Here is a 21,082-nt window from a genome sequence, read left to right on the forward strand (position 1 = left end):
CGGCGCGTGCGCCGAGCACTTTCGCCATGGTCTCGCCCATCGCCGAGGGGTTCGGGGCGACGGCGATCCCGGCTGCGGACAGGATCTCGACCTTCTCTTGCGCGCTCTCGCCGAAGGCCGAGATGATCGCGCCGGCATGGCCCATCTTGCGGCCCTTCGGCGCCGACAGACCGGCGATGTAGGCGACGACGGGCTTGCTCATGTGATCGCGCACATAGGCCGCCGCCTCGGCTTCCTGCGGGCCGCCGATCTCGCCGATCATCATCACCGCATCGGTCTCGGGATCGGCCTCGAACAGCTCGAGGATGTCCTTGAAGGACGAGCCGTTGATCGGGTCGCCGCCGATGCCGACCGACGTCGAGACGCCGATGCCGAGCGCCTTCATCTGGCTCGCCGCCTCATAGCCGAGCGTGCCGGAGCGCCCAACGATGCCGACGCGGCCCTCCATGTAGATGTGCGGCGGCATGATCCCCATGAAGCTCTTGCCGGGCGAGATCACCCCGGCGCAGTTCGGCCCGACCAGCCGCATCTTCGACTCGCGCGGGAAGCGGCGCAGGAAGCGCTTCACGCGCATCATGTCCTGCGAGGGGATGCCGTCGGTGACGCAGACCGCCGTTTTGATCCCGGCGTCGGCGGCCTCCATGATCGCGTCCGCCGCGAAGGGGGGCGGCACGAAGACGAGGCTGGCTTCGGCGCCGGTCGCCTGCACCGCCGCGCGCACCGTGTCGAACAGCGGCCGGTCGAGCGTGCGCTCGCCGCCCTTGCCGGGCGTGACCCCGCCGACGACGTTGGAGCCGTATTTGATCATGTCGGCGGCGTGGAAATTGCCGATGCGCCCCGACATGCCCTGCACGATGATCCGGGTGTTCTGGTCGATGAGAATGGCCATTGTTTCCCCTCCCCTCAGGCGGCGGCTTTGGCGCGGGCGGCGACGGCCTTCTCGGCGGCCTCGGCGAGCGTGTCGGCGGTGATCAGCGGCAGGCCGGAGGCTTCGAGGATGCGCTTGCCCTCCTCGACATTGGTGCCCGCCAGACGGACGACGACGGGAATGGTCATGCCGACTTCCTTGTAGGCCTTGACCACGCCTTCCGCGACCCAGTCGCAGCGGTTGATGCCGGCGAAGATGTTCACGAGGATCACCTGCACGTTCTTGTCGGTCAGCACCGTGCGGAAGGCGCGCACGACGCGCTCGGGGCTGGCGCCGCCGCCGATGTCGAGGAAGTTGGCGGGCTCGCCGCCGGCGAGCTTGATCATGTCCATGGTCGCCATGGCCAGACCCGCGCCGTTGATGATGCAGCCGATGTCGCCGTCGAGCCCGACATAGGCGAGGCCGTGATCGGCCGCGGCGCTCTCGCGGGGGTCCTCCTGCGAATGGTCGCGCAGCTCAGCGATCTGCGGGCGGCGGAACAGCGCGTTGGTGTCGAAGCTCATCTTGGCGTCGAGCGCGACGAGGTCGCCCGCGCCCGTGATCACCAGCGGGTTGATCTCGACCATCATCGCGTCGAGGTCGCGATAGGCGCGGTAGCAGGCGCGCAGGATGGTCACCATCTGCGCGATCTGTCCGCCCTTGAGCCCCAGCCCGAAGGCGAGTTCGCGGGCCTGATATTCGGTGAGCCCGATGGCGGGGTCGACGATCATCCGGCGGAGGCTGTCGGGGTCCTTCTCCGCGAGGTCCTCGATCTCCATGCCGCCATGCGCCGAGGCGACGATCATGATGCGCTCGGATTTGCGGTCGAGCACGAAGCCGAGATACAGCTCCTGCGCGATGTCGGAGGCGGTCTCGACCCAGAGGCGATAGACGCCCTTCCCGTTCGCGTCGGTCTGCTTGGTGACGAGCTGTTTGCCGAACAGCCCGGCGGCGAAGTCGCGCACCTCCTCTTCGGAACGGCAAAGCCTCACGCCACCGGCTTCGCCGCGCCCGCCCGAATGGATCTGGGCCTTGACCACCCATTTCTCGCCGCCCAACTCGCGCGCGCGGTAGCCCGCCTGCTCGGGGCTGTAGGCGAGCCCTCCGCGCGGCACCGGCACGCCGAAGCGGGCGAGGATCTCCTTGGCCTGATATTCATGGATGTCCATGTGTTTCCCTCCCTGACGGCTGTTGTCAGCCCTTCGCGGCGATGGCTTCGGCCACCGCCAGCACGTTGTTGGCCATCTTCTCGGATGCGGCGTCGATCATCTTGCCGTCCAGCGCCGCGGCGCCCTTGCCCTGCGCCTCGGCCTTGCGCAACTCCTCGATGATGCGGCGCGCCTTGGTCACCTCCGCCTCGGGCGGCGAGAACACTTCGTTGGCGAGCGCGACCTGGGTCGGATGGATCGCCCATTTGCCCTCGCAGCCGAGAGCGGCGGCGCGGCGGGCGCCGTCCTTGTAGCCCTCGGGGTCGGAGAAATCGCCGAACGGGCCGTCGATGGCGCGCAGGCCGTAGGCGCGGCAGGCGATCACCATGCGGCTGATCGCGGCGTGCCACTGGTCGCCGGGATAGTTGGGGTTGAGGCCGCCGATGTTCGTGGTGCGGGCGCGCAAGCTGGCGGCGTAGTCGGCGACGCCGAAATGCAGCGCTTCCAGCCGACCGCCGAACTGCGCGATCGCCTCGACATTCGCCATGCCGAGCGCCGTCTCGATCAGCGCCTCGAGGCCGACGCGTGTGGCGTAGCCCTTGCCCTGCTCGATCTGGTTGACCATCGCCTCGACCATGTAGAGGTCGGCCGGCACGCCCACTTTCGGCACGAGCAGCGTGTGCACGCGGTCGCCCGCCTGCTCCATCACGTCCACCACGTCGCGATACATGTAGTGGGTGTCGAGGCCATTGATGCGGACCGAGACGGTCTTGCCCTTGCCGGCCCAGTCGATGTCGTTGAGCGCCTGCACGGCGTTCTTTCGCGCCTGCTCTTTCTCTGGCGGCGCGACGGCGTCCTCGAGATCGAGGAACACGTAGTCCGCCGGGCCGTCCGCCGCCTTGTCGATCATCGTCGGGTTGGAGGCGGGCACGGCGAGTTCGGAGCGTTGCAGCCGCTGGCGGCGCAACGGGTGGAGCGTATGGCTCATCTGGTCGTTTCCCCTCGGGAGTTTCTGGTTCTTGGATGGTGAGTACGAAGACTTATTCGGCGGCGAAGCGCAGCGCCGCCTCGCGGGGTGCGGCGCCCGCATACCATTCCTGCGCGGCGCCCACGCCCGCGCCGAAGGCGACGCGCGCCCCGGCGGCGGCGAGCGACAGTTCGGCCAGCGCCAGCGCGCTCAGGCACATCCCCTCGTTGAGATCGCCGAGATGGCCGATGCGGAAGGCCTTTCCGACAAGCGGCCCCGCCGCCGCCCCGAACGAGGCGTTGTAGCGCTCATAGGCGAGCCGCAGCACTTCGCGTCCGTCCACGCCCTCGGGCGTGCGGATGGCGGTGACGGTGTCGGAGCACAGCGAGGGGTGCTGCGCGACGATCTGGAGCCCCATCGCGGCCACGCCCCGGCGCACGCCCTCGGCGAGGCGGCGGTGACGGGCGATCACGTTGGGCAGGCCCTCCTGGGCGATGCGGTCGAGCGCGCGGCGCAGGCCGTGCAGCAGCGGCGTCGGCGGGGTGTAGGGGAACTGACCGTCGGCGTTCATCGCCATCATGTCGGCGAAATCGAAATAGACGCGCCGCGACGTGGCCGATTTCGACGCCTCCAGCGCCTTGGGGCTCGCGGCGAGGATGCCGAGGCCCGGCGGCAGCATCAGCCCCTTCTGCGAGCCGGTGATCGCGAGGTCCACCGCCCATTCGTCCATGCGGAACTCCATCGAGCCGATGGAGGACACGCCGTCGACGAACAGCAGCGCGTCGTGGAAGGCGGTGTCGAGGGCGCGGCGGACGCCCGCGATGTCGGAGACGACGCCGGTCGAGGTCTCGTTATGGACGACGAACACCGCCCTGATCTCGCCGAAGCGGTCGGCGCCGAGGCGTCGGGCGATCTCGGAGACCGGCGCGCCCGCCCCCCAAGCCACGTCGATCACCTCGACGTTCAGCCCCATCCGCTGCGCCATCTCGACCCAGCGCTCCGAGAACAGCCCGTGGCGCGCCATCAGCACCTTGTCGCCGGGGCTGAGCGTGTTGGCGATCGCCGCCTCCCACGCCGCCGTGCCGGAGCCGGGGAACATCATCACCGTCGCGTCGCGCGTTCCGAAGACCGGCTTGAGGTCCTCGAACAGGCCCAGCGTCAGGTCGCCGAAATCTGGGGCGCGCATGTCCTGCATCGGGACGTTCATCGCCTGCCGGACGACCTCCGGCACGTTTGTCGGGCCGGGAATGTGGAGATGAGTGATTCCGGTGCGCATCCTGTGCTCCCCCTGAAGGCGACATGGCCGCCTTGTTGCGACCGTTGCGCGCACCTTGCCCAAGGTTGCGGCGATCCCGAAATCAAACGGCGTCCTGCTGTAAATGCGAGAATTGACAAATCCTAAATTCTGTAATTTTGTAAAGTCCACAAAGCGAAACTTTTGTGCGGCGCAATGCAGAAGACCTTCATCGGACCGCATCTGCGAAGGCTGCGGCTGGAGCGCAGCGAGACGCAGGCGCAGATGGCGCGGGCGCTGGGGATCAGCGCCTCCTATGTCAACCTGCTCGAGAACAACGAGCGCAGCGTCTCGGTGCCGGTGATGCTGCGGCTGTTCGAGACCTACGGCGTCGATTGGCGCGACATCGCCGAGGACGAGGACCGCACGCTGCTCGCCGATCTGCGCGCCGTGGCGCAGGATCCGATGTTCGAGGAAGACCGCCCGGATCTGGCGCAGCTGCGCGCCGCCCTCGTCCACAGCCCGGCGCTGGCGTCGTGCTTCCTTCGGCTGCACCGGGCCTATCAGGCGGCGACCGACCAGTTGCTGACGCTGGCCGGCGGCGGCGCCCCCTCGGCCGAGCCGCTTCTCGCCGCCTCGCCCGAATCGGCGGTGCACGACTTCTTCCGCCGCAACCGCAACCATTTCCGCGAACTGGAGGAGGCCGCCGAACGGTTCTGGGACGACGAGGCGATCGAGCCCGACGAGGTCTATTCGCTGCTCAAGCGCCGACTGCGCGAGCGGCTGGGCCTCGCCGTGCGCGTGCTCGCGGTCGCCGATCTGCCCAACACGCTGCGCCGCCACGACGAGGCCCGCCGCGAAGTGCTGCTGAGCGAGGCGCTCGACCACCCCAACCGGGTGTTCCAGCTCGTCCATGTCGCAGGCCTGCTTGAGCAGCGCCCGCTGCTCGACGCGCTGCTGGCGCGCTCGGGGATCTCCGATCCGCGCGGACGGGGGCGCTGCCGGGTCGAGCTCGCCAACTACTTCTCCGCCGCGGTGCTGATGCCCTACGGTCCGTTTCTCGCCGAGGCGCGCGCGTCGAAATACGATTTCGACCACCTCGCCACCCGCTTCGGCGTCAGCTTCGAGCAGGCCTGCCACCGCGCCACCACCTTGCAGCGCGAAGGGGCGCAAGGGGCGCCCTTCTTCTTCCTGCGCATCGACAATGCGGGAAACGTGACCAAGCGCTTCAACTCCACCGGCTTCCACCTCGCCGAGCATGGCGGGGCCTGCCCGCGGCTCGAAGTGCACAACTGCTTCCGCACGCCGGGGCGGATCGTCCCGCAATTCGTCGAGATGCCGGACGGCAGCCAGTATTTCGTGTTCTCGCGCACGGTGGACCGCCCCGCCTTCGCTCGCCACGCGCAGGATTTCCGGCTGGCCGTGGCGATGGGCTGCGCCGTCGCCCATGCGCCCGAGATCGGCTATGCGGAGAGCTTCGCGGTCGGCGGCGCGCGGATGACGCAGATCGGGATCAATTGCCGGGTCTGCCCCCGCGCCAATTGCGACCAGCGCGCCCATCAGGCGGCCTTCCTCTCGGCGCCTGTCGACGAGCGCCGGCGCGGGGCGACGCGCTACGAGAGCTGAGCGCGCGCCGCCTCAGCGCCGCAGGAAGGCGTCGAGCGCGCGGGCGGCGGCGATCTCGGGGGCGAGCGCGCCCGACAGCACGGCGCGCTCGATGTCGGGCAGCAGGGCCGCCACCTGCGGATCGGCGCGGAAGGCGGATTTCAGCCCTTCCTCGAGCTCCCGCCGGAACGCCTGCGCGGCCTGACTCGCGCGCCGTTTGGCGCGCCAGCCCCGCGCCCGGCGCGCCGCGTCCAGCGCCGCGATCTCGTCCCAGGCGGCCATCACCCCGGCCTCGGTCAGCGCCGAGACGGTCGCGGCCCGCGGCCAGCCCTCGGGGTCGTGCGGGCGGCGTCGCAGGAGGCGCAGCGCGCCGGCGTAATCGGCGCAGGTGCGGCGCGCCACATCCGCCATGTCGCCGTCGGCCTTGTTGACGAGAATCAGGTCCGCGATCTCCATGACGCCGCGCTTGACGCCCTGCAGCTCGTCGCCGCCGCCGGGGCTCAGCAGCAGCGCGAACACGTCGGTCATCTCGGCGACCATGAACTCCGACTGGCCGACGCCGACCGTCTCGACCAGCACCACGTCGAAGCCCGCCGCCTCGCACAGCGCGACCGCCTCGCGGGTGCGGCGGGCGACCCCGCCCAGCGAGCCGCCCGAGGGCGAGGGGCGGATGAAGGCGCGGGGCTCGCGCGACAGCCGGTCCATCCGCGTCTTGTCGCCGAGGATCGAGCCGCCGGTGCGCGCCGAGGACGGGTCAACCGCCAGCACCGCGACCCGCAGGCCACGCGCGATCAGCCCCATGCCGAGGCCCTCGATGAAGGTCGACTTGCCGACCCCCGGCGCGCCGCTGAGGCCCACGCGCAGCGCGTCGCCGGTTCCGCCGAGCCGCTCGAGCAGGGCGGTCGCGGTTGCGCGATGATCGGGCCGGGTGGATTCGGCCAGCGTGATCGCGCGCGCGAGCGCGCGCCGCTCTCCCGCGCGCAGCCGGGCTGCGAGACCGGCGGCGAGGTCTGCGGCGGCGGCGTCGGCGGGCGGCGCGTCCTTCGGGGCGGTCATCGGCGCGCCTCCTTCCGGGCCGCCAGAGCGCGGCGGCCATGTTTCCGCCGTGCTGTTTCGCTTGTATCGCGGCGATCCGCAATCGCCCGAAGGCGCCTGACATGCGTGCCGTCCCGTTCGCCCTCGCCCTCGCCCTCCTTTGCGCCGCGCCCGCGCAGCAGGCAGCCGCCACGGAGCTTCGCGACCCCTGGGCCGCCGATTACGACGTCTGGCTCGGCGGCTTCCGGCTCGCCGCGCTGCGGGTGGAGATGGCCCCGGCGCCTGAAGGCTGGCGCGCGCGCGCCGAGGTGACGACCAAGGGGCTCGCCGCCTTCTTCATCCCGGCGCAGGGGGCGGCGGAGGCGGCGCCCGGCTGGTTCCGCGCCCGCGGCGATTTCGACGGGCTGCTTCAGACCGTGGAGATGCGCCACGCCGCCGGCGCCGCACCCGAAATCCGCGCCGAGCCCGCCCTGCGCCAGCGGGCCTACGACGCGCCGCCGCAGACGCTGCGCGGCGCGCTCGACCCGCTGACGGCGGCGGTGGCCGCGCTGTCGCCGCGCCCGGCGGCGCAGGCCTGCGGGCAGCGCGTGGAGGTCTTCGACAGCCGCCGCCGCTTCGACCTCGCGCTCGGGCCGGGGGTCCGCGAGGGCGGGATGCTGCGCTGCGAGGGCGCCTATGTCCGCGTCGCGGGCTTCAAGGACAAGCACATGCGCCTGCCCGACTCGGCCTTCACCCTGTGGTGGCGGGTCCGAGACGGGGTGGCGGAGTTCGAGAAGGCCGTCGCGCCGACCCCGCTCGGCCACGCCGTCGCGAAGCGGCGCGCCGAGTGACAGCGCGCAAGGCGGGAGCCTGACGCGGGGGCCTGACAAGAGGCGCGAAACCGGCTCTTGTCGCGCGGGCGCTCCGGTGGGATTCGGAGATCGCCGCAACCGGAGGTTCCCGATGTACGCCGTCGAAGTCCGCGACCATGTCATGATCGCCCATTCCCTGCCCGGCGAGGTGTTCGGCCCGGCGCAGGGCAAGCACGGCGCGACCTATGTGGTGGACGTCGCCTTCTTCCGCAGCGAACTCGGCCCCGAGCGCATCGTGGTCGACATCGGCCGCGCGCTCGACGCGCTCAAGGCGGCGCTCGCGCCGCTCGCCTACGCCGATCTCGACGAGGCGCCGGCCACACGAGGCGAGCTGACCACCACCGAATGGCTCTGCCGCTTCATTTTCGACCGGCTCGCGGCGGCGGCGCGCGAAGGGGCGCTCGGGCCGGGCTCGGAGGGGGTCGAGCGCATCCGCGTGACGCTCAACGAAAGCCATGTCGCGCGGGCGTGGTTCGAAGCGGCGCCGTGATCGCCGCTGCCGCTGGGGCGGTCTTCGCGATCCCCGGCGATCTCGACGCGCCGACCGGCGGATACGCCTATGCGCGCCGGGTGCTCGCCGAAGCGCCCGGCGTCGGGCTGCGCCTGCGCGTCCTGACGCTGCCGGGCGACTTCCCGCATCCTTCGGCGACGTCGGTCGATGCGACGGCGCAGGCCTTGGCGGAGGTCGCGCCGCAGACGCCGATCCTCGTCGACGGTCTCGCCTTCGGCGCGCTGCCGGAGGCGGCGCTGGCCGCTGTCCGCGCGCCGATGGCTTGCCTGCTGCACCACCCGCTCTGCCTTGAAGCGGCGGGGGCGCCCGAGGCCGAAGCGCTGCGCGTCCGCGAAAGCGCCGCGCTGCGCCACGCCCGCGCCGTGATCGTGACGAGCCGCGCGACGCGGGACGACGCCGCGTCGCTGCTCGGCCTCGATCCCGCGCGCGCGACGGTCGCCGAGCCGGGTCTCGACCCGGTCGCCTTTTCGCCGCCGGTCGCCGAGGATCCGCCGCTGATCCTGAGCGTCGGCTCGCTGATCCCGCGCAAGGGCTTCGACGTTCTATTGGAGGCTCTGGCGCGGATCGGCGATCTCGGCTGGCGGGCCGTCCTCGCCGGTTCCGAACGCGACGTCGACTGCGCCGCAGCGCTGCGCGCCCGCATCGACGCGCCCGATCTGCGCGACCGCGTCGCGCTGCGCGGCGCGCTGGACCGCGGCGGCATCGACGCGCTCTATCGGCGCGCGGCGCTCTTCTGCCTGCCGTCGCGGCATGAGGGCTACGGGATGGTCTTCGCCGAGGCGATGGCGCATGGCCTGCCGGTCGTCGCCGCCGACATCGCCGCCGCGCGCGAAGTGATCCCTCCCGCCGCCGGCCTGCGCACGCCGGTGGACGACCCGGCGGCGCTCGCCGAGGCGCTGCGCGCCCTGCTGGCCGACCCCGCGCGACGCGGGCGGATGGGTATGGCGGCGCGGGCGCATGCGCGCGGCCTGCACGGCTGGGACGAAACGGCGCGCCGCATCGCCGCCGTCCTCTCCGCGTTGCGGCCCGCGCCGTGAGCGGCTTCTCGGCGGATTGGCTGGCGCTGCGCGCCCCGGCGGACGCCCGGGCGCGCGACGCGGGGCTGGCGCGCGCGCTCGCGGCGTGGGCGAAAGCGCGGGCCGAGGCGCGCGGGCCGATCCGCGTCGTCGATCTCGGCGCGGGAACCGGCGCGACGCTCGCGGCGCTCGCCGACATCCTGCCGGGGGTCCGGTGGCGCCTGGTCGATCACGACCCCGCCCTGCTGCGCCTCGCCGCCGCGCGCGGCGCGGAACTCGGCGCGCAGGTCGAGACCCTGGCGGCGGACCTGTCGCGCGATCTGGCGGCGGCCTTCGACCCCGCGCCCGATCTGGCGACGGCGTCGGCCTTCTTCGACCTCGCCTCCGCCGACTGGATCGACGCTTTCGCGGAGGCGGCCGCGCAGGCCGGCGCGGCGGTCCATGCGGCGCTCAGCTATGACGGGCGCGAGGCATGGACCCCGCCGCATCCCGACGACGCCGCCGTCCACGCCGCGTTTCTGGCCGACATGCGGCGCGACAAGGGGCTGGGGCCGGCGCTCGGCGCCGGGGCCGCGGCGCATCTGGCGCAGGCGCTGCGCGCGCGCGGCTACAGCGTGGCGGAGGCCCGTTCGGACTGGGACCTGACCGCCCCGCGCGACGCAGCGCTGATCGCGGCGCTGGCCGAGGGAAAGGCCGACGCCGTCCGCGCCTCCGAAGGCTGGCGCGCCGCGCGGACGGCCGCGACCCGCGCGCGCATCGGCCATGTCGATCTGCTGGCGACGCCCGGCTGAGGCGCGCTCGCCACAGGGCTCACCACAGGGCGATGCGCGCGAACACCCCGTCCTTGCGGACGTTGCGGTGATAGAGGGCGGCTGCGACATGCAGGACGACGAGGGCGATGAGCAGGATCGCGCAGGTGCCGTGCAGAGCGAGCAGGAACTCCGCCACCGGCCGGTTGGGCGCGACGATGCCGGGCAGATCGAACAGCCCGAACACCGGCAATGGCGCGGGATAAGCCGACGTCCCGGCCCATCCGAGGATCGGCGTCGCCACGAGCAGCGCATAAAGCCCGACATGCATCGCCCGCGCCGCCGCGCTCTGGACGGCGGGGATCGCGCCCGCGTGGCTCGGCGCCGGCCAGATCAGCGCCGCCGCGAGACGGGCCGCGACCAGCGCCAGCGCGACGGCGCCGACCGATTTGTGGAAGTTGTAGAGCGCGTCGAACGAGCCCGCGCCGAACGCCCCCTCGATGCTGTCGCGATTGTCGAAATCGGTGAAGACCAGCCCGGCGGGGACCATGCCGATCACGACGATCGCGCCGGCCCAGTGCAGGGCGCGGCGAAGAAAGTTCAGCCTCGCAATATCTCTGGCCATCTCCCGGTCCTCATTCCGCCGCTTCGAGCCGCGCGCGCAGGTCGCAGGTGAACAGCACGTCGCCGTCCTCGAAGGCGTGCACGCTGGTGGCCGGGCGCAGCGCGTCGCTCAGCTCTTCGATCGGGCGCAAGGTGATCCCCGGCTTGCCCGAGCCGAGGATCATCGGCGCGACCAGAAGATGCAAGAGGTCGATGCGGCCCGCGTCGAGGAACCGCCCGATGGTCTGCGCGCCTCCCTCCACGAGAATGCGGAGCAGCCCGCGCGCCGCGAGCGCGGCGACGATGGCGTCCGGCGCGAACGTCCCGTCAGGTCCGGGGGCGATCGTCAGCCGCTCGACGCCGGGCGGCGGCGGCGGCGCGTCCGGGCCGGCGACCGACAGCGTCGGGGCCGCTCCGTCGACGAAAAGCCGCGCAGCGGCGGCGGCGCGTCCGCTCGGGTCGATCACGACTCGCGCGGGATTGCGCCCCGGGGCCAGCCGCACGGTCAGCTGCGGATCGTCCGCCGCCACCGTTCCGACGCCGACGACGACGGCGTCCACGCTCGCCCGAAGCCGGTGCAGATGCGCCAGCGCCTCGCACCCCGAGATGTATTTCGACGCGCCGGTGATGGTCGCGATGCGCCCGTCCAGCGTCTGGCCGAGCTGCGCCACGACGATGGGCGACGCCGCGCGTCGGCGGGTCAGCGGGGCCAGCGCGATGGCGGGATCGTACCGCATGATCACTCCGCCGCCTGAAGACGCTGCGCGGTCCCGTCGCGCTGCACGTCGCGCGGGGCCGGCGCCGGGGCGCGCCACGGATGGCGCTTGAACCACGCCGCGCCGTAGGCCGTCGCGATCAGCAGCGCAAAGCCGGTCAGATTGACCGCGGCGACTGTCCAGACGCCGCGCCCCAGATGGTCGAGCGCCAGCCCCATCATCTGCGACAGCGGGATCGACGTCATGAACACCGCCAGCGACTGCGTCCCCACCTTTCGGATCACCGGCGCCGCCGCGACCACCAGATCGCGCGCGACGAAATCCCGAGCGCGCGCCGGCGCCGCGTTCCAGACCAGCGTGATGAGCGCGGCGAGATGGATCAGCGCGATCAGGCCGGCGCCGTCGCCGAACAAGGGAAAATGAGCCAAAACGAACGCGTCCAGCGCAGGGGCCAGAGCGCGGATCGCATCGATATAGGCGTAGGGCGCGGTCAGCAGCGCGACGGGCGCCGCCAGCGCCGCGCGCAACCGCCGCGTCGCCTGCGGGGGCTCGCGCACGGTCAGCCCCTCGTCGAGCAGCCGCCCGCGCGGTCCGACCGCCATCCACGCCAGATAGGCGAGCGCAAGGAAATGCAGATAGCGCAGCGCGCCGAACCACGTCTTGACCCACAGCGGCTCGATTTCCGCCCGCAGCCCGGCGATCGCGAGATGCGCCTCCGAACCGTGGGGGATGAAGAACCCCTCATGGATCTTGAACCACGCGAAAGGGGTCGAGAGCAGGAGGACCGCCGCCGCGGCCCATGCCAAAGCGCGGCTGCGCGGCGGCGGCTTCAGCCAGCCCATGCCAAAGGCGAAGCCGGTGAAAAAGACGAGCTGCCAGGCGAAGGGATTGAAGAACCATGTCCGCACGCCCTGCGGATCGGCGGGCAGGTTCATCCATTGCACGAGCGCCGACCAGCCCTGCGCCGGCGGCCCGCCCTCGACGAAGCCGACGCCCGCCAGCGTCGCGAGGCCCCAGCTGAGCGCCATGCCCGCCCCCACCGCCGGCATGCCGCCTGCGCGATGCAGCGCCATCGCCACCGGGATCATCGCCAGGATCGCAAGATACATCGGCAGGATGTCGAAAAGCCCGGGCACGTAGGTCAGCGTCAGCAGACCGACGAGCGTCGGCCCGGTCTCCTCGAAGAATGGCACGACATAGGGTTCGCGGATGTAGACGCGACCCTCGATCCCCCAGCCGTTCAGGTCGATTGCGACCAGCAGCGCAACCGTCAGCAGGAACACGCCGACATGCGCCCAATAGACCTGCCAGACCCGGAAAGCGACGCGCGCCGCGCCCATCAGCCAGCCGCGCGCTGCGAACACGGCGCCAAAGGCCATCGCCGAGGCCATACCCGAGCAGAACACGAAAATCTCGGTCGCATCCGAAAAACCGAACCGCGCCGGAATCCACAGCGCCCACACATTGCCGGGAACATGCGAAAGCAGGATGATGAACATCGCGACGCCGCGGAAAAAGTCGAGACGCGGGTCGCGCGGTCGCTTCGGAGTCGCCCTGGCAGGCGGATGGGTCACGTCGGACGCCTCCCCGTGGGCGGGCGCATGCGCGCCCACTCTCAATCAATCTTCAACTTATGCCAGCGACGGCGGCGCGGAAAGTGCCGCAACGCAATATCGCGCGGCGTTCACTCGCTTGTTCCCGCGCCGTCACGGGCGGTGAGGCCCCGTGAGACCGCGCTCGACGCGATCTTCGGCCCGTGGCAGTGCTGGCGACGCAGGGCGCATCCGGCGCCGGGGGGCCCGAAGACGCGCCTCCTGAAAGGCCATGGCGGCTGAGGACCGAGATGACTTCGCAGGCCCGCCTCGACGCCGCCTGGAGCTGCGCCCGCTACGAGGCCGCCCGCGCGCGCCTGCCGACCGCCGCCTTTCCCGCCGCGACGCGAGCGATCGCGACGCTTGAAGACCTCGCCGGCGACGTGGACGCCTTCGCGCTCGACGCCTTCGGCGTGCTCAATGTGGGCGACGCCCCGATCCCCGGCGCAGCCGAGCGGCTCGCGCGGCTGCGCGCCATGGGCAAGCGGTTGCTGGTGCTGACGAACGGGGCGACGCAGGCGCGCGCGGCGGCGCATGCGAAATATCGCGCCATGGGCTTCGACTTCGCCCCCGAGGAGGTCGTCGCGAGCCGCGACGTCGCCGCCGCGGCCCTCGCCGCGCGGCCCGGGGCCGCCGGGATGCTCTGGGCCGCCGCCTCCGGCCCCGCGCCGGATTTCTCCGACATCCCGCTTCCCATGGCCGACCTGCTGGCCGACCCGGCGTTGTTCGACCGCGCCGACGGCTTCGTCCTGTTCAGCGCCTCGGGCTGGAGCGACGCGCGTCAGGCGCGCCTCGTGGCCGCCCTGCGCGCCCGCCCGCGCCCGCTCGTCGTCGCGAATCCCGACATCGTCGCGCCGCGCGAGCGCGGCTTCACGCTCGAGCCGGGGCATTTCGCCCATCTCGCAGCGGACGCGACCGGGGTCGCGCCCGAGTTTCACGGCAAGCCGTTCCCGGGCGCTTACGCCGAAGTCCTGCGCCGGCTGGCGCCGATTCCGCCCATGCGCATCGCAGCCGTCGGCGACACGCTGCACACCGACATTCTCGGGGGACGCGCGGCGGGGATGCGGACCGTCCTCGCGCGCGATCACGGACTGTTCGCGGGCGTCGATCCCGCGCCCTTCGTCGCGCAGAGCGGGATCGTGCCCGATTTCGCGCTCGGCGCGATCTGACGCGGCTGCTGGACGCCTGCGCGCCCCTTGATATGGTGTCGCCCCATGAATGCTCCTCAGCATCTGGTGGCGGACGGCGCTACGGATCGCCCGCGCTTCGGCGAGTTCTTCGCCGGGGCCGGGATGGTGCGGGCGGGGCTCGGGCCGGGCTGGACCTGCGCCTTCGCCAATGATCTCGACCCGACGAAGCTCGCGACCTACCGCGCCAACTGGGGCGACGCGCATCTGCGCGAGGGCGACATCTGGGGCGTGGACCCTTCCGAGGCGCCGGGGCGGCTCGACCTCGCATGGGCGTCGTTTCCCTGCCAGGATCTGAGCCTCGCGGGGTTCGGGCGCGGTTTGGGGCGCGAGGCGGACGCGGCGCCGACGCGCAGCGGGGCCTTCTGGGGCTTCTGGCGGCTGATGCGCGCGCTCGGCGCGGAGGGCCGCGCGCCGAAGGTGATCGCACTCGAGAACGTCGTCGGCGCGCTGACTTCGCATGGCGGGCGCGACTTCGCGGCGCTCGCGGCGGCGCTCGCGGCGGAAGGCTACCGGTTCGGGGCGTTCGTCGCAGATGCGCGCGCGTTCCTGCCGCAGTCGCGGCCGCGCATGTTCGCCGTCGCGACGGCGCCGGACGTCGCGGTCCCCGAGGCGCTGCGGCGCGACGACCCCGATCCGCGCTGGCACACCGGCCCGGTTCTGCGGGCGCGCGCGGCGCTCGACCCGGCGACGGCGGGGGCTTGGGTCTGGTGGCGGCTGCCCGCGCCGGATTGCGCGCCGCCGCCGCTCGACGCGCTCATCGACGCCGACACCGAGGGCGTGCGCTGGCACAGCCCCGAGGAAACGGCGAGGCTGATCGGCCTGATGGCGCCGCTGCACCGCGCCAAGCTCGACGCGGCGCGGGCGGCGTCGCGCGCGTCGGGGGGGCGCGTCGTCGGAACGATCTACCGGCGCACCCGGCCCGGGCCGGACGGGGTGGGCCGGCAGCGGGTCGAGATCCGCTTCGACGGGACGGCGGGGTGCCTGCGCACGCCGGCGGGCGGCAGCTCGCGTCAGACCCTCGCGCTGGTGGAGGACGGGCGCGCGCGCACGCGGCTGCTTTCCGCGCGCGAGGCGGCGCGGCTGATGGGGTTGCCGGACGATTTCCGTCTGCCCGCGCGGTACACCGACGCCTACAGGGTCGCCGGCGACGGGGTGGCCGCGCCGGTCGTTCGGTTTCTGGCCGAGAGCCTGCTGGAGCCGCTCCTCGCGCGCTGACCCTCATTCCCTGCGGCCCCTGCGCGCGTTGGCGCCGCCGCGCCGCAGGGGTCTAATGGCGCGGCAACGAGAACCGGCGGCGCACGAAGGCGCGCGCGAGCCGGGCGGACCGGACGAAAGGGGACTTTCATGGCGCGGTGTTTCGCAGTGCTCGGGCCTTCGGGATCGGGGAAATCGACGCTGGTGGACGCGCTGGCGGGCGGGGGCGGCGCGAAGCGCGACGGCGAGTTGCGCGTGGCCCGCTTCACCGATCACGACGAGGCCTGGACCGCGATCGACTGCCCCGGCGCCATCGAGTTCATCGGCGAGGCGCAGTCGGCGCTGCTGGCCGCCGACGCCGCAGTCGTCGTCGTTTCGCCGCATCCCGAGCACGCGGTGCTCGCCGCGCCCTGGCTGCGGGCGGTCGAGGAGTCCGAGACGCCCGCGATCCTGTTCGTCAACCGCATGGACGAGGCGGCGGCGCAGGCCAGCGAGACCATCGCCGCCCTGCAGGACTACGCGCGCCATGTGCTGATCCTGCGCCAGATCCCGATCCGCAAGGACGGCGAGGTGGTCGGCGCGGTCGACCTCGTCTCCGAGCGCGCCTGGCGCTACCGCGAGGGCGCGCCCTCGGCGCTGGTGCCGATGCCGGCGGAGGTGGAGGCGCGCGAACACGAGGCGCATGAGGCGCTGCTCGAGACGCTGTCGGAGTTCGACGACTGGCTGCTCGAGGAGATCGTCGAGGAGCGCGCGCCGGAGGGCTCGGCCGTCTATCAGGTCTGCGCCAGGATGCTGCGCGAGAACACGGCCTTCCCGGCGCTGATCGGCTCCGGCCTGCATCGCAACGGGCTGGTGCGGCTGATGAAGGCGTTGCGCCATGAAGCCCCCGGCGTCGAGGCGCTCCGCGCGCGGCTGGCCGGGGGCGGCGCTGCGCCGAGCGCGGCGGCCTTCCACGCCAGCCATCGCAAGCATGTCGGCAAGGTGACGCTGGTCCGCGCGCTGACGGAGGGCTTGCGCCCCGGCGCGAGCCTCGGCGGCGGCGCGGTCGGCGCGCTGCTCGATCCGACTTCGGACAAGGCCGCCGCGATGGACGCCGCCGAGCCGGGCGCAGTGACCGCCGCCGTCAAGGCCGACCACCTCGCCCCCTGCAAGCTCTACGACGCGCAAGGCGCGCTCGACGCGCCGGCCTGGAGCCGCCCGCCCGCGCCGATGATCGCCCGCGCTCTGACGCCCGCCAACGCGCGCGACGATGTGAAGCTCTCGACGGCGCTCGCCGCTCTCGGGCAGGACGACCCTTCGGCCCATGTCGCGCAGGACCCCGAGACGGGCGCGCAGGTCGTGCGCGCGCAGGGTCCGCTGCACATGCGCGCGCTGCGCGAGCGGCTGGCCGAGGCGTTCGGCGTCGCCGCCGAGGAGGCCCCGGTGCCGCCTGTCTATCGCGAGACGATCACCCGCAGCGCCGAGACCCATCACCGCCACCGCAAGCAGACCGGCGGCGCCGGCCAGTTCGCCGACGTCAAGCTGCGGGTCGCGCCCGCCGAGCGCGGCGAGGGCTTCCTGTTCGACGAGCAGGTCAAGGGCGGCGCGGTGCCGCGCAACTACATCCCCGCCGTCGAGGAGGGCGCGCGCGAGGCGATGAAGCGCGGCCCCTTGGGCTTCGGCGCGGTGGACGTCGCCGTCACCCTGCTCGACGGCCAGCATCACGCGGTGGACAGCTCCGACATGGCGTTCCGGATCGCGGCGCGCGCGGCGGTGGCCGAGGCGCTGGCGCAGGCCGCGCCGGTGCTGCTTCAGCCGATCCACAAGGTGACGATCCACGCGCCCTCGGTCTTCGTCGGCGCGCTCTCGCCGCTCGTCTCGGGGATGAAGGGCCAGATCCTCGGTTTCGACCGCGATCCCGACGCGCGCGGCTGGGACGTGTTCCGCTGTCTGGCGCCGGGTGCGGCGCTCGACGAACTGGCCGGCGCGCTGCGGGGCGCGACGCAGGGCGTTGGCCGATTCGAGGCCGAATTCGACCACTACGAGGAGATCTACGGCAAGGAGGCCGACCGGATCGCCGAAATCTACGCGAGCGCGTCCGCCCGCGGCTAGAGCGGAGATCGACCTGAAAGACGCAGGTCCTAACTGGGGACCTTTGTTTTTGAAGGGAAAATTGGGTTAACTGATCCCTTCGGACCGGCTTGCGCCCGAGCGGGCGCAGCCGGCGCACGGTCGTTCCCGGCCGGGCGCGTCAGTTGGCGTAAGTCTCGTCGAGCGCATAGCCGGCGGCGCGGACGGTGCGGATCGGGTCGCGCTCGCCGCGGTTGTTGAGCGCCTTGCGCAGCCGCCCGACATGCACGTCGACAGTGCGCGCCTCGACATAGACGTCGCGGCCCCAGACCAGATCGAGCAGCTGCTCTCGGCTGAACACCCGCCCCGGGCGCTGCAACAGGCAGTCGAGCAGGCGGAATTCGGTCGGCCCCAGATGCACCTCGCGGTCGGAGCGGCGCACGCGGCGGGTCTCGCGGTCGAGGATGATGTCGCCGAAGGTCGCCACGTCGCCCGACAGGGTGGGGCGGGTGCGGCGGAGCACGGCGCGGACCCGCGCCAGCAGTTCGGTCATCGAGAAAGGCTTGGTGAGGTAGTCGTCGGCGCCGGTGTCGAGGCCGCGGATGCGGTCGTCCTCCTCGCCGCGGGCGGTCAGCATGATGATCGGCAGGTCGCGGCACTCGCCGCGCACCCGCACCTGCCGGCAGATCTCGATGCCCGAGACCCGCGGCAGCATCCAGTCGAGCAGCACGAGGTCGGGCTTGTCCTCCGACACGGCGATCAGCGCTTCCTCGCCGTCCTGACAGATCTGAACTGCGAAGCCCTCCTTGCGGAGATTGTAGTCGAGCAGCGCGCAGAGCGCCTCCTCGTCCTCCACCACCAGAATGCGCGCCGTCATGCGGTCCCCCGTCGCTGTCTCAGTCGCTGCCTCAGACGTCGAAATCGAGCATCGCGTCGAGCGGTTCGCCCTTGGGTCGGTCGTCGCCGAGCGGTTCGCCCTCGACGACGTAATAGGCCATCTCCGCGATGAAGGTCGTGTGGTCGCCGATCCGTTCGAGGTTCTTGGCGACGAACAGAAGCTGGCTGCACAGCCCGATCGTGCGCGAATCCTCCATCATGTAGGTGATGAGTTCGCGAAACAGCGAATTGTACATCTCGTCCACCTCGACGTCGCGCCGCCAGACCGACAGCGCGAGCGCGGTGTCGCGGGCGGTGTAGGCGTCGAGCACTTCGGTGAGCTGGATCAGGGTCTGGCGGCCCATCCGCACCACGGGCGCCGCGAGGTGGATCGGCTGGCCGCGGGTCAGCGCCTGGCTGCGGCGGGCGATGTTCTTGGAGAGATCGCCGATGCGCTCGAGCGTCGAAGCGATCTTTAGAGCGGCGATGGTCTCGCGCAGGTCGTTCGCCATCGGCTGACGCAGCGCGAGGGTGCGGATGGAGAGCAGTTCGAGCTCGGCCTCCATCCGGTCGAGCACCTTGTCGCGGGCGACCACCTCGGCGGCGAGCGCGGCGTCGCGGCGCTGCACCGCTTCGAGGGCCTGAGAAAGCAGCTCCTCCGCCAGGCCGCCCATTTCCGAGATCTTCGTCGAGAGCTGCTGGAGATCGCTGTCGAAGGCTGAGACGATATGCGGCATCGAACGCGTCCTGACCCTAGGAAAACCGTGCGGTGCGTCGAGGATCGGCGTCCGCATTCTTGTCTATACCTATTCCGCGCCGCCGCTTTTGCAATCGCCCGCGCGGTTGCGCGACGGTGCGGGCGGTTGTCGCCATTGCGCAGCTTCTACGCAGGTGCGGACACGGAATTCCGACAGTTCGGCGACATTTTCACGACAGCGGAGGCGGGGGCGGGGGCGGGGGCGGCGCGCCCGACGCGTTCAGACGACAGGCGCCGGCGCGGGGGGCTGCGAGGCGTCGGAGAACGCCGGAAGCCAGACGGTGAACACCGCCCCCTCGCCGACCACGCTGGCGACGGCGAGATCGCCGCGATGGCGATTCAGGACATGCTTCGCGATGGCGAGCCCCAGCCCGGTGCCGCCGCGCTCGCGCGAGCGCGCGGCGTTGACGCGGTAGAAGCGCTCGGTCAGCCGCGGCAGATGCTCGCGCGCGATGCCGGGGCCGGCATCGGCGACTTCGACGCCGAGCATCGCCTTGCGCGGCCCCGGGCCCGAGGCGGGGCGCACGCGGATCGGCCCGTCCGCGCCGGCGTATTTGATCGCGTTGTCGATCAGGTTCATGAACACCTGCGCGATCTCGTGCCGGTCGCCCCGCACCACCATCCCCGACAGAGGCAAGGCGACTTCGATGCGGGTGCGGTGCAACTCGGCGAGCGGCCTCAGCGCGCCGGCGACTTCCCAGATCACTTCGGCGAGGTCGAGCGGTTCGCGCGGCTGGACATGTTCGTTGATCTCGATCCGGTTGAGCGAGAGCAGGTCCTCCACCAGCCGCTTCATCCGGGCCGCCTGCTGCGCCATGATGCCCAGAAAGCGCTGCGCCGCTTCCGGATCGTCCCTGGCGTGGCCCTGCAGCGTCTCGATGAACCCGGTGATCGACGCGAGCGGGGTCTTTAGCTCGTGGCTGGCGTTGGCGACGAAATCGCGCCGCAGTTCCTCGGCCTTGGCCATGCGGGTCCGGTCTTCGAGCAGCACCACCACGGCCGGCGCGTCGGCCTCGGACGCCGCGTCGGGCAACGGGCGGATATGGGCGTGCACGGCGCGCTCGGTGGCGCGCAGGAGCGTCAGGTCGATCTCCGAGGCGCGCCGCTCGGCGAGCGCGGCGGTCATCGCCTCGAGCAGCGCCGGCGCCCGGAACGCCGCCGAGCAGTGGAGGCCGACCACGTCGCGCTCGAGCAGGTCGCGCGCGGCGTCGTTCTGGAACAGCACCCGCCCGTCGCCGCCGAGCAGCGCCAGCCCGATGGGAAGCTGCTCCAGCACGGCGCGGCCGCGCCCGAGCGGCAGGGCCAGCGCCATCGTCGGCGGGGGAGCCTGCATGGTCCCGGCGGGGCCGTTCCGGCGGCGCGCGAGCGGCAGCGCCGCAGCCAGCCCCGCCAGCGCGCCGGCGCAGGCCGCCAGCCACGCCGCAGCCCCGAACGCCGCAGCGCCAAGGCTGACGGCGAGCGCCGCGAGGACGGTAATCGGGACAAGCGCTGCGCGCGGCACGGTCACGGCGGTCGACTCTCGGAAAAGCAGGTCGCCCGCTCTAGCACGGAGAGGGCTCCGGCGATAAGCGCGATGGCGTTCACGCGGCAGTCGCATATCTATGCGTGGATCGGGACGTCCCTTGAACGAGTCGCGCGCAATGATCCGCTACGACCTCCGCTGTTCCAACGGCTGCGTCTTCGAGGCGTGGTTCCGCGACAGCGCGGCCTATGACGCCCAGCGGGCGCAAGGCGCGGTGACCTGCGCCGTCTGCGGCGGCGGGGAGGTCGAGAAAGCCGTGATGGCCCCTGCGGTGCGCGGGCGCAAGGCGGCGCCGGACGCATCGAAGGCCGCCGCTGCCCCCGCGCTCTCCGCCCCGCCCGCGAGCCCTGTCGCGCAATCGCTGGCGGCGCTGCGCGCCCATGTAGAGGCCAATGTCGAGCATGTCGGGCCGCGCTTCGCCGCGGAGGCGCGGCGCATCCATCTCGGCGATGCGCCCGAGCGCGCGATCTGGGGCGAGGCGACGCCGCAGGAGGTCCGCTCGCTGAAGGAGGACGGCGTCCCGGTCGCCCCGCTGCCCTTCTCCCGCCGCGACGACTGAG

Annotated in this window: 20 protein-coding genes; 9 read left to right on the forward strand and 11 right to left on the reverse strand. The window is 72.1% G+C overall.

The window, feature by feature from the left end; translation table 11 throughout:
- The 4 genes from sucD to V7Q31_RS00775 all read right to left on the reverse strand — a co-directional run.
- Window positions 1-889, reverse strand: an 889-nt coding sequence (gene sucD, locus V7Q31_RS00760; RefSeq protein ID WP_333831750.1) for a succinate--CoA ligase subunit alpha, incomplete at its 3' end; no start/stop codon positions are given.
- Window positions 890-903: 14 nt separating this feature from the next.
- Window positions 904-2,076 carry a malate--CoA ligase subunit beta gene (locus V7Q31_RS00765; RefSeq protein ID WP_333831751.1) on the reverse strand — a complete coding sequence of 391 codons (1,173 nt, stop codon included), beginning with the start codon at window positions 2,074-2,076 and terminating at the stop codon, window positions 904-906.
- 25 nt (window positions 2,077-2,101) lie between these two features.
- Window positions 2,102-3,043: an HpcH/HpaI aldolase/citrate lyase family protein gene (locus tag V7Q31_RS00770; RefSeq protein WP_333831752.1), complete on the reverse strand. Its 942-nt coding sequence runs from the start codon at window positions 3,041-3,043 to the stop codon at window positions 2,102-2,104.
- Window positions 3,044-3,095: 52 nt separating this feature from the next.
- Window positions 3,096-4,298: a pyridoxal-phosphate-dependent aminotransferase family protein gene (locus V7Q31_RS00775; RefSeq protein WP_333831753.1), complete on the reverse strand. Its 1,203-nt coding sequence runs from the start codon at window positions 4,296-4,298 to the stop codon at window positions 3,096-3,098.
- A 174-nt stretch (window positions 4,299-4,472) separates the two neighbouring features.
- Here V7Q31_RS00775 and V7Q31_RS00780 point away from each other — a divergent pair, with 174 nt between their 5' ends.
- Entirely contained in the window at window positions 4,473-5,882 is a 1,410-nt protein-coding gene (locus V7Q31_RS00780) for a helix-turn-helix domain-containing protein (protein WP_333831754.1), read from the forward strand.
- 12 nt (window positions 5,883-5,894) lie between these two features.
- On the opposite strand, the gene meaB is transcribed toward V7Q31_RS00780, so the two are convergent.
- Window positions 5,895-6,917, reverse strand: a complete 1,023-nt coding sequence (meaB, locus tag V7Q31_RS00785; protein WP_333831755.1) for a methylmalonyl Co-A mutase-associated GTPase MeaB — start codon at window positions 6,915-6,917, stop codon at window positions 5,895-5,897.
- Between the two features lie 101 nt (window positions 6,918-7,018).
- Here meaB and V7Q31_RS00790 point away from each other — a divergent pair, with 101 nt between their 5' ends.
- From V7Q31_RS00790 to V7Q31_RS00805, 4 genes are all read left to right on the forward strand, one after another.
- Window positions 7,019-7,726, forward strand: coding sequence for a DUF3108 domain-containing protein (locus V7Q31_RS00790; protein ID WP_333831756.1), 708 nt, complete (start codon window positions 7,019-7,021; stop codon window positions 7,724-7,726).
- A gap of 112 nt (window positions 7,727-7,838) precedes the next feature.
- Window positions 7,839-8,237, forward strand: coding sequence for a 6-pyruvoyl trahydropterin synthase family protein (locus V7Q31_RS00795; RefSeq protein ID WP_333831757.1), 399 nt, complete (start codon window positions 7,839-7,841; stop codon window positions 8,235-8,237).
- The gene (locus tag V7Q31_RS00800; RefSeq protein WP_333831758.1) at window positions 8,234-9,295 is read left to right on the forward strand and encodes a glycosyltransferase family 4 protein; all 1,062 of its coding nucleotides are present in this window, start codon (window positions 8,234-8,236) and stop codon (window positions 9,293-9,295) included. The genes V7Q31_RS00795 and V7Q31_RS00800 overlap by 4 nt, the downstream gene beginning before the upstream one ends.
- On the forward strand, window positions 9,292-10,065 hold the full coding sequence (locus tag V7Q31_RS00805; RefSeq protein ID WP_333831759.1) for a class I SAM-dependent methyltransferase: 774 nt from the start codon (window positions 9,292-9,294) through the stop codon (window positions 10,063-10,065). The genes V7Q31_RS00800 and V7Q31_RS00805 overlap by 4 nt, the downstream gene beginning before the upstream one ends.
- 19 nt (window positions 10,066-10,084) lie before the next feature.
- Here the strand turns inward: V7Q31_RS00805 and V7Q31_RS00810 are convergent, their stop codons facing one another.
- Genes V7Q31_RS00810 through V7Q31_RS00820 form a run of 3 tightly spaced genes read right to left on the reverse strand, consistent with a single transcriptional unit; the run spans window position 10,085 to window position 12,916 of the window.
- Window positions 10,085-10,648 carry a cytochrome b gene (locus V7Q31_RS00810; RefSeq protein ID WP_333831760.1) on the reverse strand — a complete coding sequence of 188 codons (564 nt, stop codon included), beginning with the start codon at window positions 10,646-10,648 and terminating at the stop codon, window positions 10,085-10,087.
- A gap of 10 nt (window positions 10,649-10,658) precedes the next feature.
- Entirely contained in the window at window positions 10,659-11,363 is a 705-nt protein-coding gene (locus V7Q31_RS00815; protein ID WP_333831761.1) for a RibD family protein, read from the reverse strand.
- Between the two features lie 2 nt (window positions 11,364-11,365).
- Window positions 11,366-12,916 carry an OpgC family protein gene (locus V7Q31_RS00820; RefSeq protein ID WP_333831762.1) on the reverse strand — a complete coding sequence of 517 codons (1,551 nt, stop codon included), beginning with the start codon at window positions 12,914-12,916 and terminating at the stop codon, window positions 11,366-11,368.
- 269 nt (window positions 12,917-13,185) lie between these two features.
- Between V7Q31_RS00820 and V7Q31_RS00825 the strand changes: the two genes are divergently transcribed.
- From V7Q31_RS00825 to V7Q31_RS00835, 3 genes are all read left to right on the forward strand, one after another.
- A complete protein-coding gene (locus V7Q31_RS00825) occupies window positions 13,186-14,103 on the forward strand; it encodes an HAD-IIA family hydrolase (RefSeq protein WP_333831763.1) in 918 nt (305 codons plus the stop codon).
- A 45-nt stretch (window positions 14,104-14,148) separates the two neighbouring features.
- A complete protein-coding gene (locus V7Q31_RS00830; RefSeq protein WP_333831764.1) occupies window positions 14,149-15,339 on the forward strand; it encodes a DNA cytosine methyltransferase in 1,191 nt (396 codons plus the stop codon).
- Between the two features lie 129 nt (window positions 15,340-15,468).
- Window positions 15,469-17,409: an elongation factor G gene (locus V7Q31_RS00835; RefSeq protein WP_333831765.1), complete on the forward strand. Its 1,941-nt coding sequence runs from the start codon at window positions 15,469-15,471 to the stop codon at window positions 17,407-17,409.
- Between the two features lie 139 nt (window positions 17,410-17,548).
- Here the strand turns inward: V7Q31_RS00835 and phoB are convergent, their stop codons facing one another.
- The 3 genes from phoB to V7Q31_RS00850 all read right to left on the reverse strand — a co-directional run bounded on the left by phoB (window position 17,549) and on the right by V7Q31_RS00850 (window position 20,507).
- The gene (gene phoB / locus V7Q31_RS00840) at window positions 17,549-18,244 is read right to left on the reverse strand and encodes a phosphate regulon transcriptional regulator PhoB (protein ID WP_333831766.1); all 696 of its coding nucleotides are present in this window, start codon (window positions 18,242-18,244) and stop codon (window positions 17,549-17,551) included.
- Between the two features lie 31 nt (window positions 18,245-18,275).
- Window positions 18,276-18,980, reverse strand: coding sequence for a phosphate signaling complex protein PhoU (gene phoU, locus V7Q31_RS00845; RefSeq protein WP_333831767.1), 705 nt, complete (start codon window positions 18,978-18,980; stop codon window positions 18,276-18,278).
- A 240-nt stretch (window positions 18,981-19,220) separates the two neighbouring features.
- Window positions 19,221-20,507 (reverse strand): ATP-binding protein, encoded by a 1,287-nt coding sequence (locus tag V7Q31_RS00850; RefSeq protein WP_333831768.1) that lies wholly within the window; start codon window positions 20,505-20,507, stop codon window positions 19,221-19,223.
- A 133-nt stretch (window positions 20,508-20,640) separates the two neighbouring features.
- On the opposite strand from V7Q31_RS00850, the gene V7Q31_RS00855 reads away from it, so the two are divergent.
- Window positions 20,641-21,081 carry a DUF1178 family protein gene (locus V7Q31_RS00855; protein WP_333831769.1) on the forward strand — a complete coding sequence of 147 codons (441 nt, stop codon included), beginning with the start codon at window positions 20,641-20,643 and terminating at the stop codon, window positions 21,079-21,081.
- The last annotated feature ends 1 nt before the right edge of the window (window position 21,082 follow it).

The sequence above is a fragment of the Rubrimonas sp. genome (assembly GCF_036788415.1).
In the GTDB taxonomy this organism is placed as follows: domain Bacteria; phylum Pseudomonadota; class Alphaproteobacteria; order Rhodobacterales; family Rhodobacteraceae; genus Rubrimonas.

What these genes read in the sequence shown, in the direction of transcription:
- V7Q31_RS00770 (WP_333831752.1), bottom strand. Translation starts at nt 3,043, where the DNA reads ATGAGCCATACGCTCCACCCGTTGCGCCGCCAGCGGCTGCAACGCTCC.
- V7Q31_RS00765 (WP_333831751.1), bottom strand. Translation starts at nt 2,076, where the DNA reads ATGGACATCCATGAATATCAGGCCAAGGAGATCCTCGCCCGCTTCGGC.
- V7Q31_RS00835 (WP_333831765.1), top strand. Translation starts at nt 15,469, where the DNA reads ATGGCGCGGTGTTTCGCAGTGCTCGGGCCTTCGGGATCGGGGAAATCG.
- meaB (WP_333831755.1), bottom strand. Translation starts at nt 6,917, where the DNA reads ATGACCGCCCCGAAGGACGCGCCGCCCGCCGACGCCGCCGCCGCAGAC.
- phoU (WP_333831767.1), bottom strand. Translation starts at nt 18,980, where the DNA reads ATGCCGCATATCGTCTCAGCCTTCGACAGCGATCTCCAGCAGCTCTCG.
- phoB (WP_333831766.1), bottom strand. Translation starts at nt 18,244, where the DNA reads ATGACGGCGCGCATTCTGGTGGTGGAGGACGAGGAGGCGCTCTGCGCG.
- V7Q31_RS00810 (WP_333831760.1), bottom strand. Translation starts at nt 10,648, where the DNA reads ATGGCCAGAGATATTGCGAGGCTGAACTTTCTTCGCCGCGCCCTGCAC.
- V7Q31_RS00780 (WP_333831754.1), top strand. Translation starts at nt 4,473, where the DNA reads ATGCAGAAGACCTTCATCGGACCGCATCTGCGAAGGCTGCGGCTGGAG.
- V7Q31_RS00795 (WP_333831757.1), top strand. Translation starts at nt 7,839, where the DNA reads ATGTACGCCGTCGAAGTCCGCGACCATGTCATGATCGCCCATTCCCTG.
- V7Q31_RS00830 (WP_333831764.1), top strand. Translation starts at nt 14,149, where the DNA reads ATGAATGCTCCTCAGCATCTGGTGGCGGACGGCGCTACGGATCGCCCG.
- V7Q31_RS00815 (WP_333831761.1), bottom strand. Translation starts at nt 11,363, where the DNA reads ATGCGGTACGATCCCGCCATCGCGCTGGCCCCGCTGACCCGCCGACGC.
- V7Q31_RS00790 (WP_333831756.1), top strand. Translation starts at nt 7,019, where the DNA reads ATGCGTGCCGTCCCGTTCGCCCTCGCCCTCGCCCTCCTTTGCGCCGCG.
- V7Q31_RS00775 (WP_333831753.1), bottom strand. Translation starts at nt 4,298, where the DNA reads ATGCGCACCGGAATCACTCATCTCCACATTCCCGGCCCGACAAACGTG.
- V7Q31_RS00855 (WP_333831769.1), top strand. Translation starts at nt 20,641, where the DNA reads ATGATCCGCTACGACCTCCGCTGTTCCAACGGCTGCGTCTTCGAGGCG.
- V7Q31_RS00825 (WP_333831763.1), top strand. Translation starts at nt 13,186, where the DNA reads ATGACTTCGCAGGCCCGCCTCGACGCCGCCTGGAGCTGCGCCCGCTAC.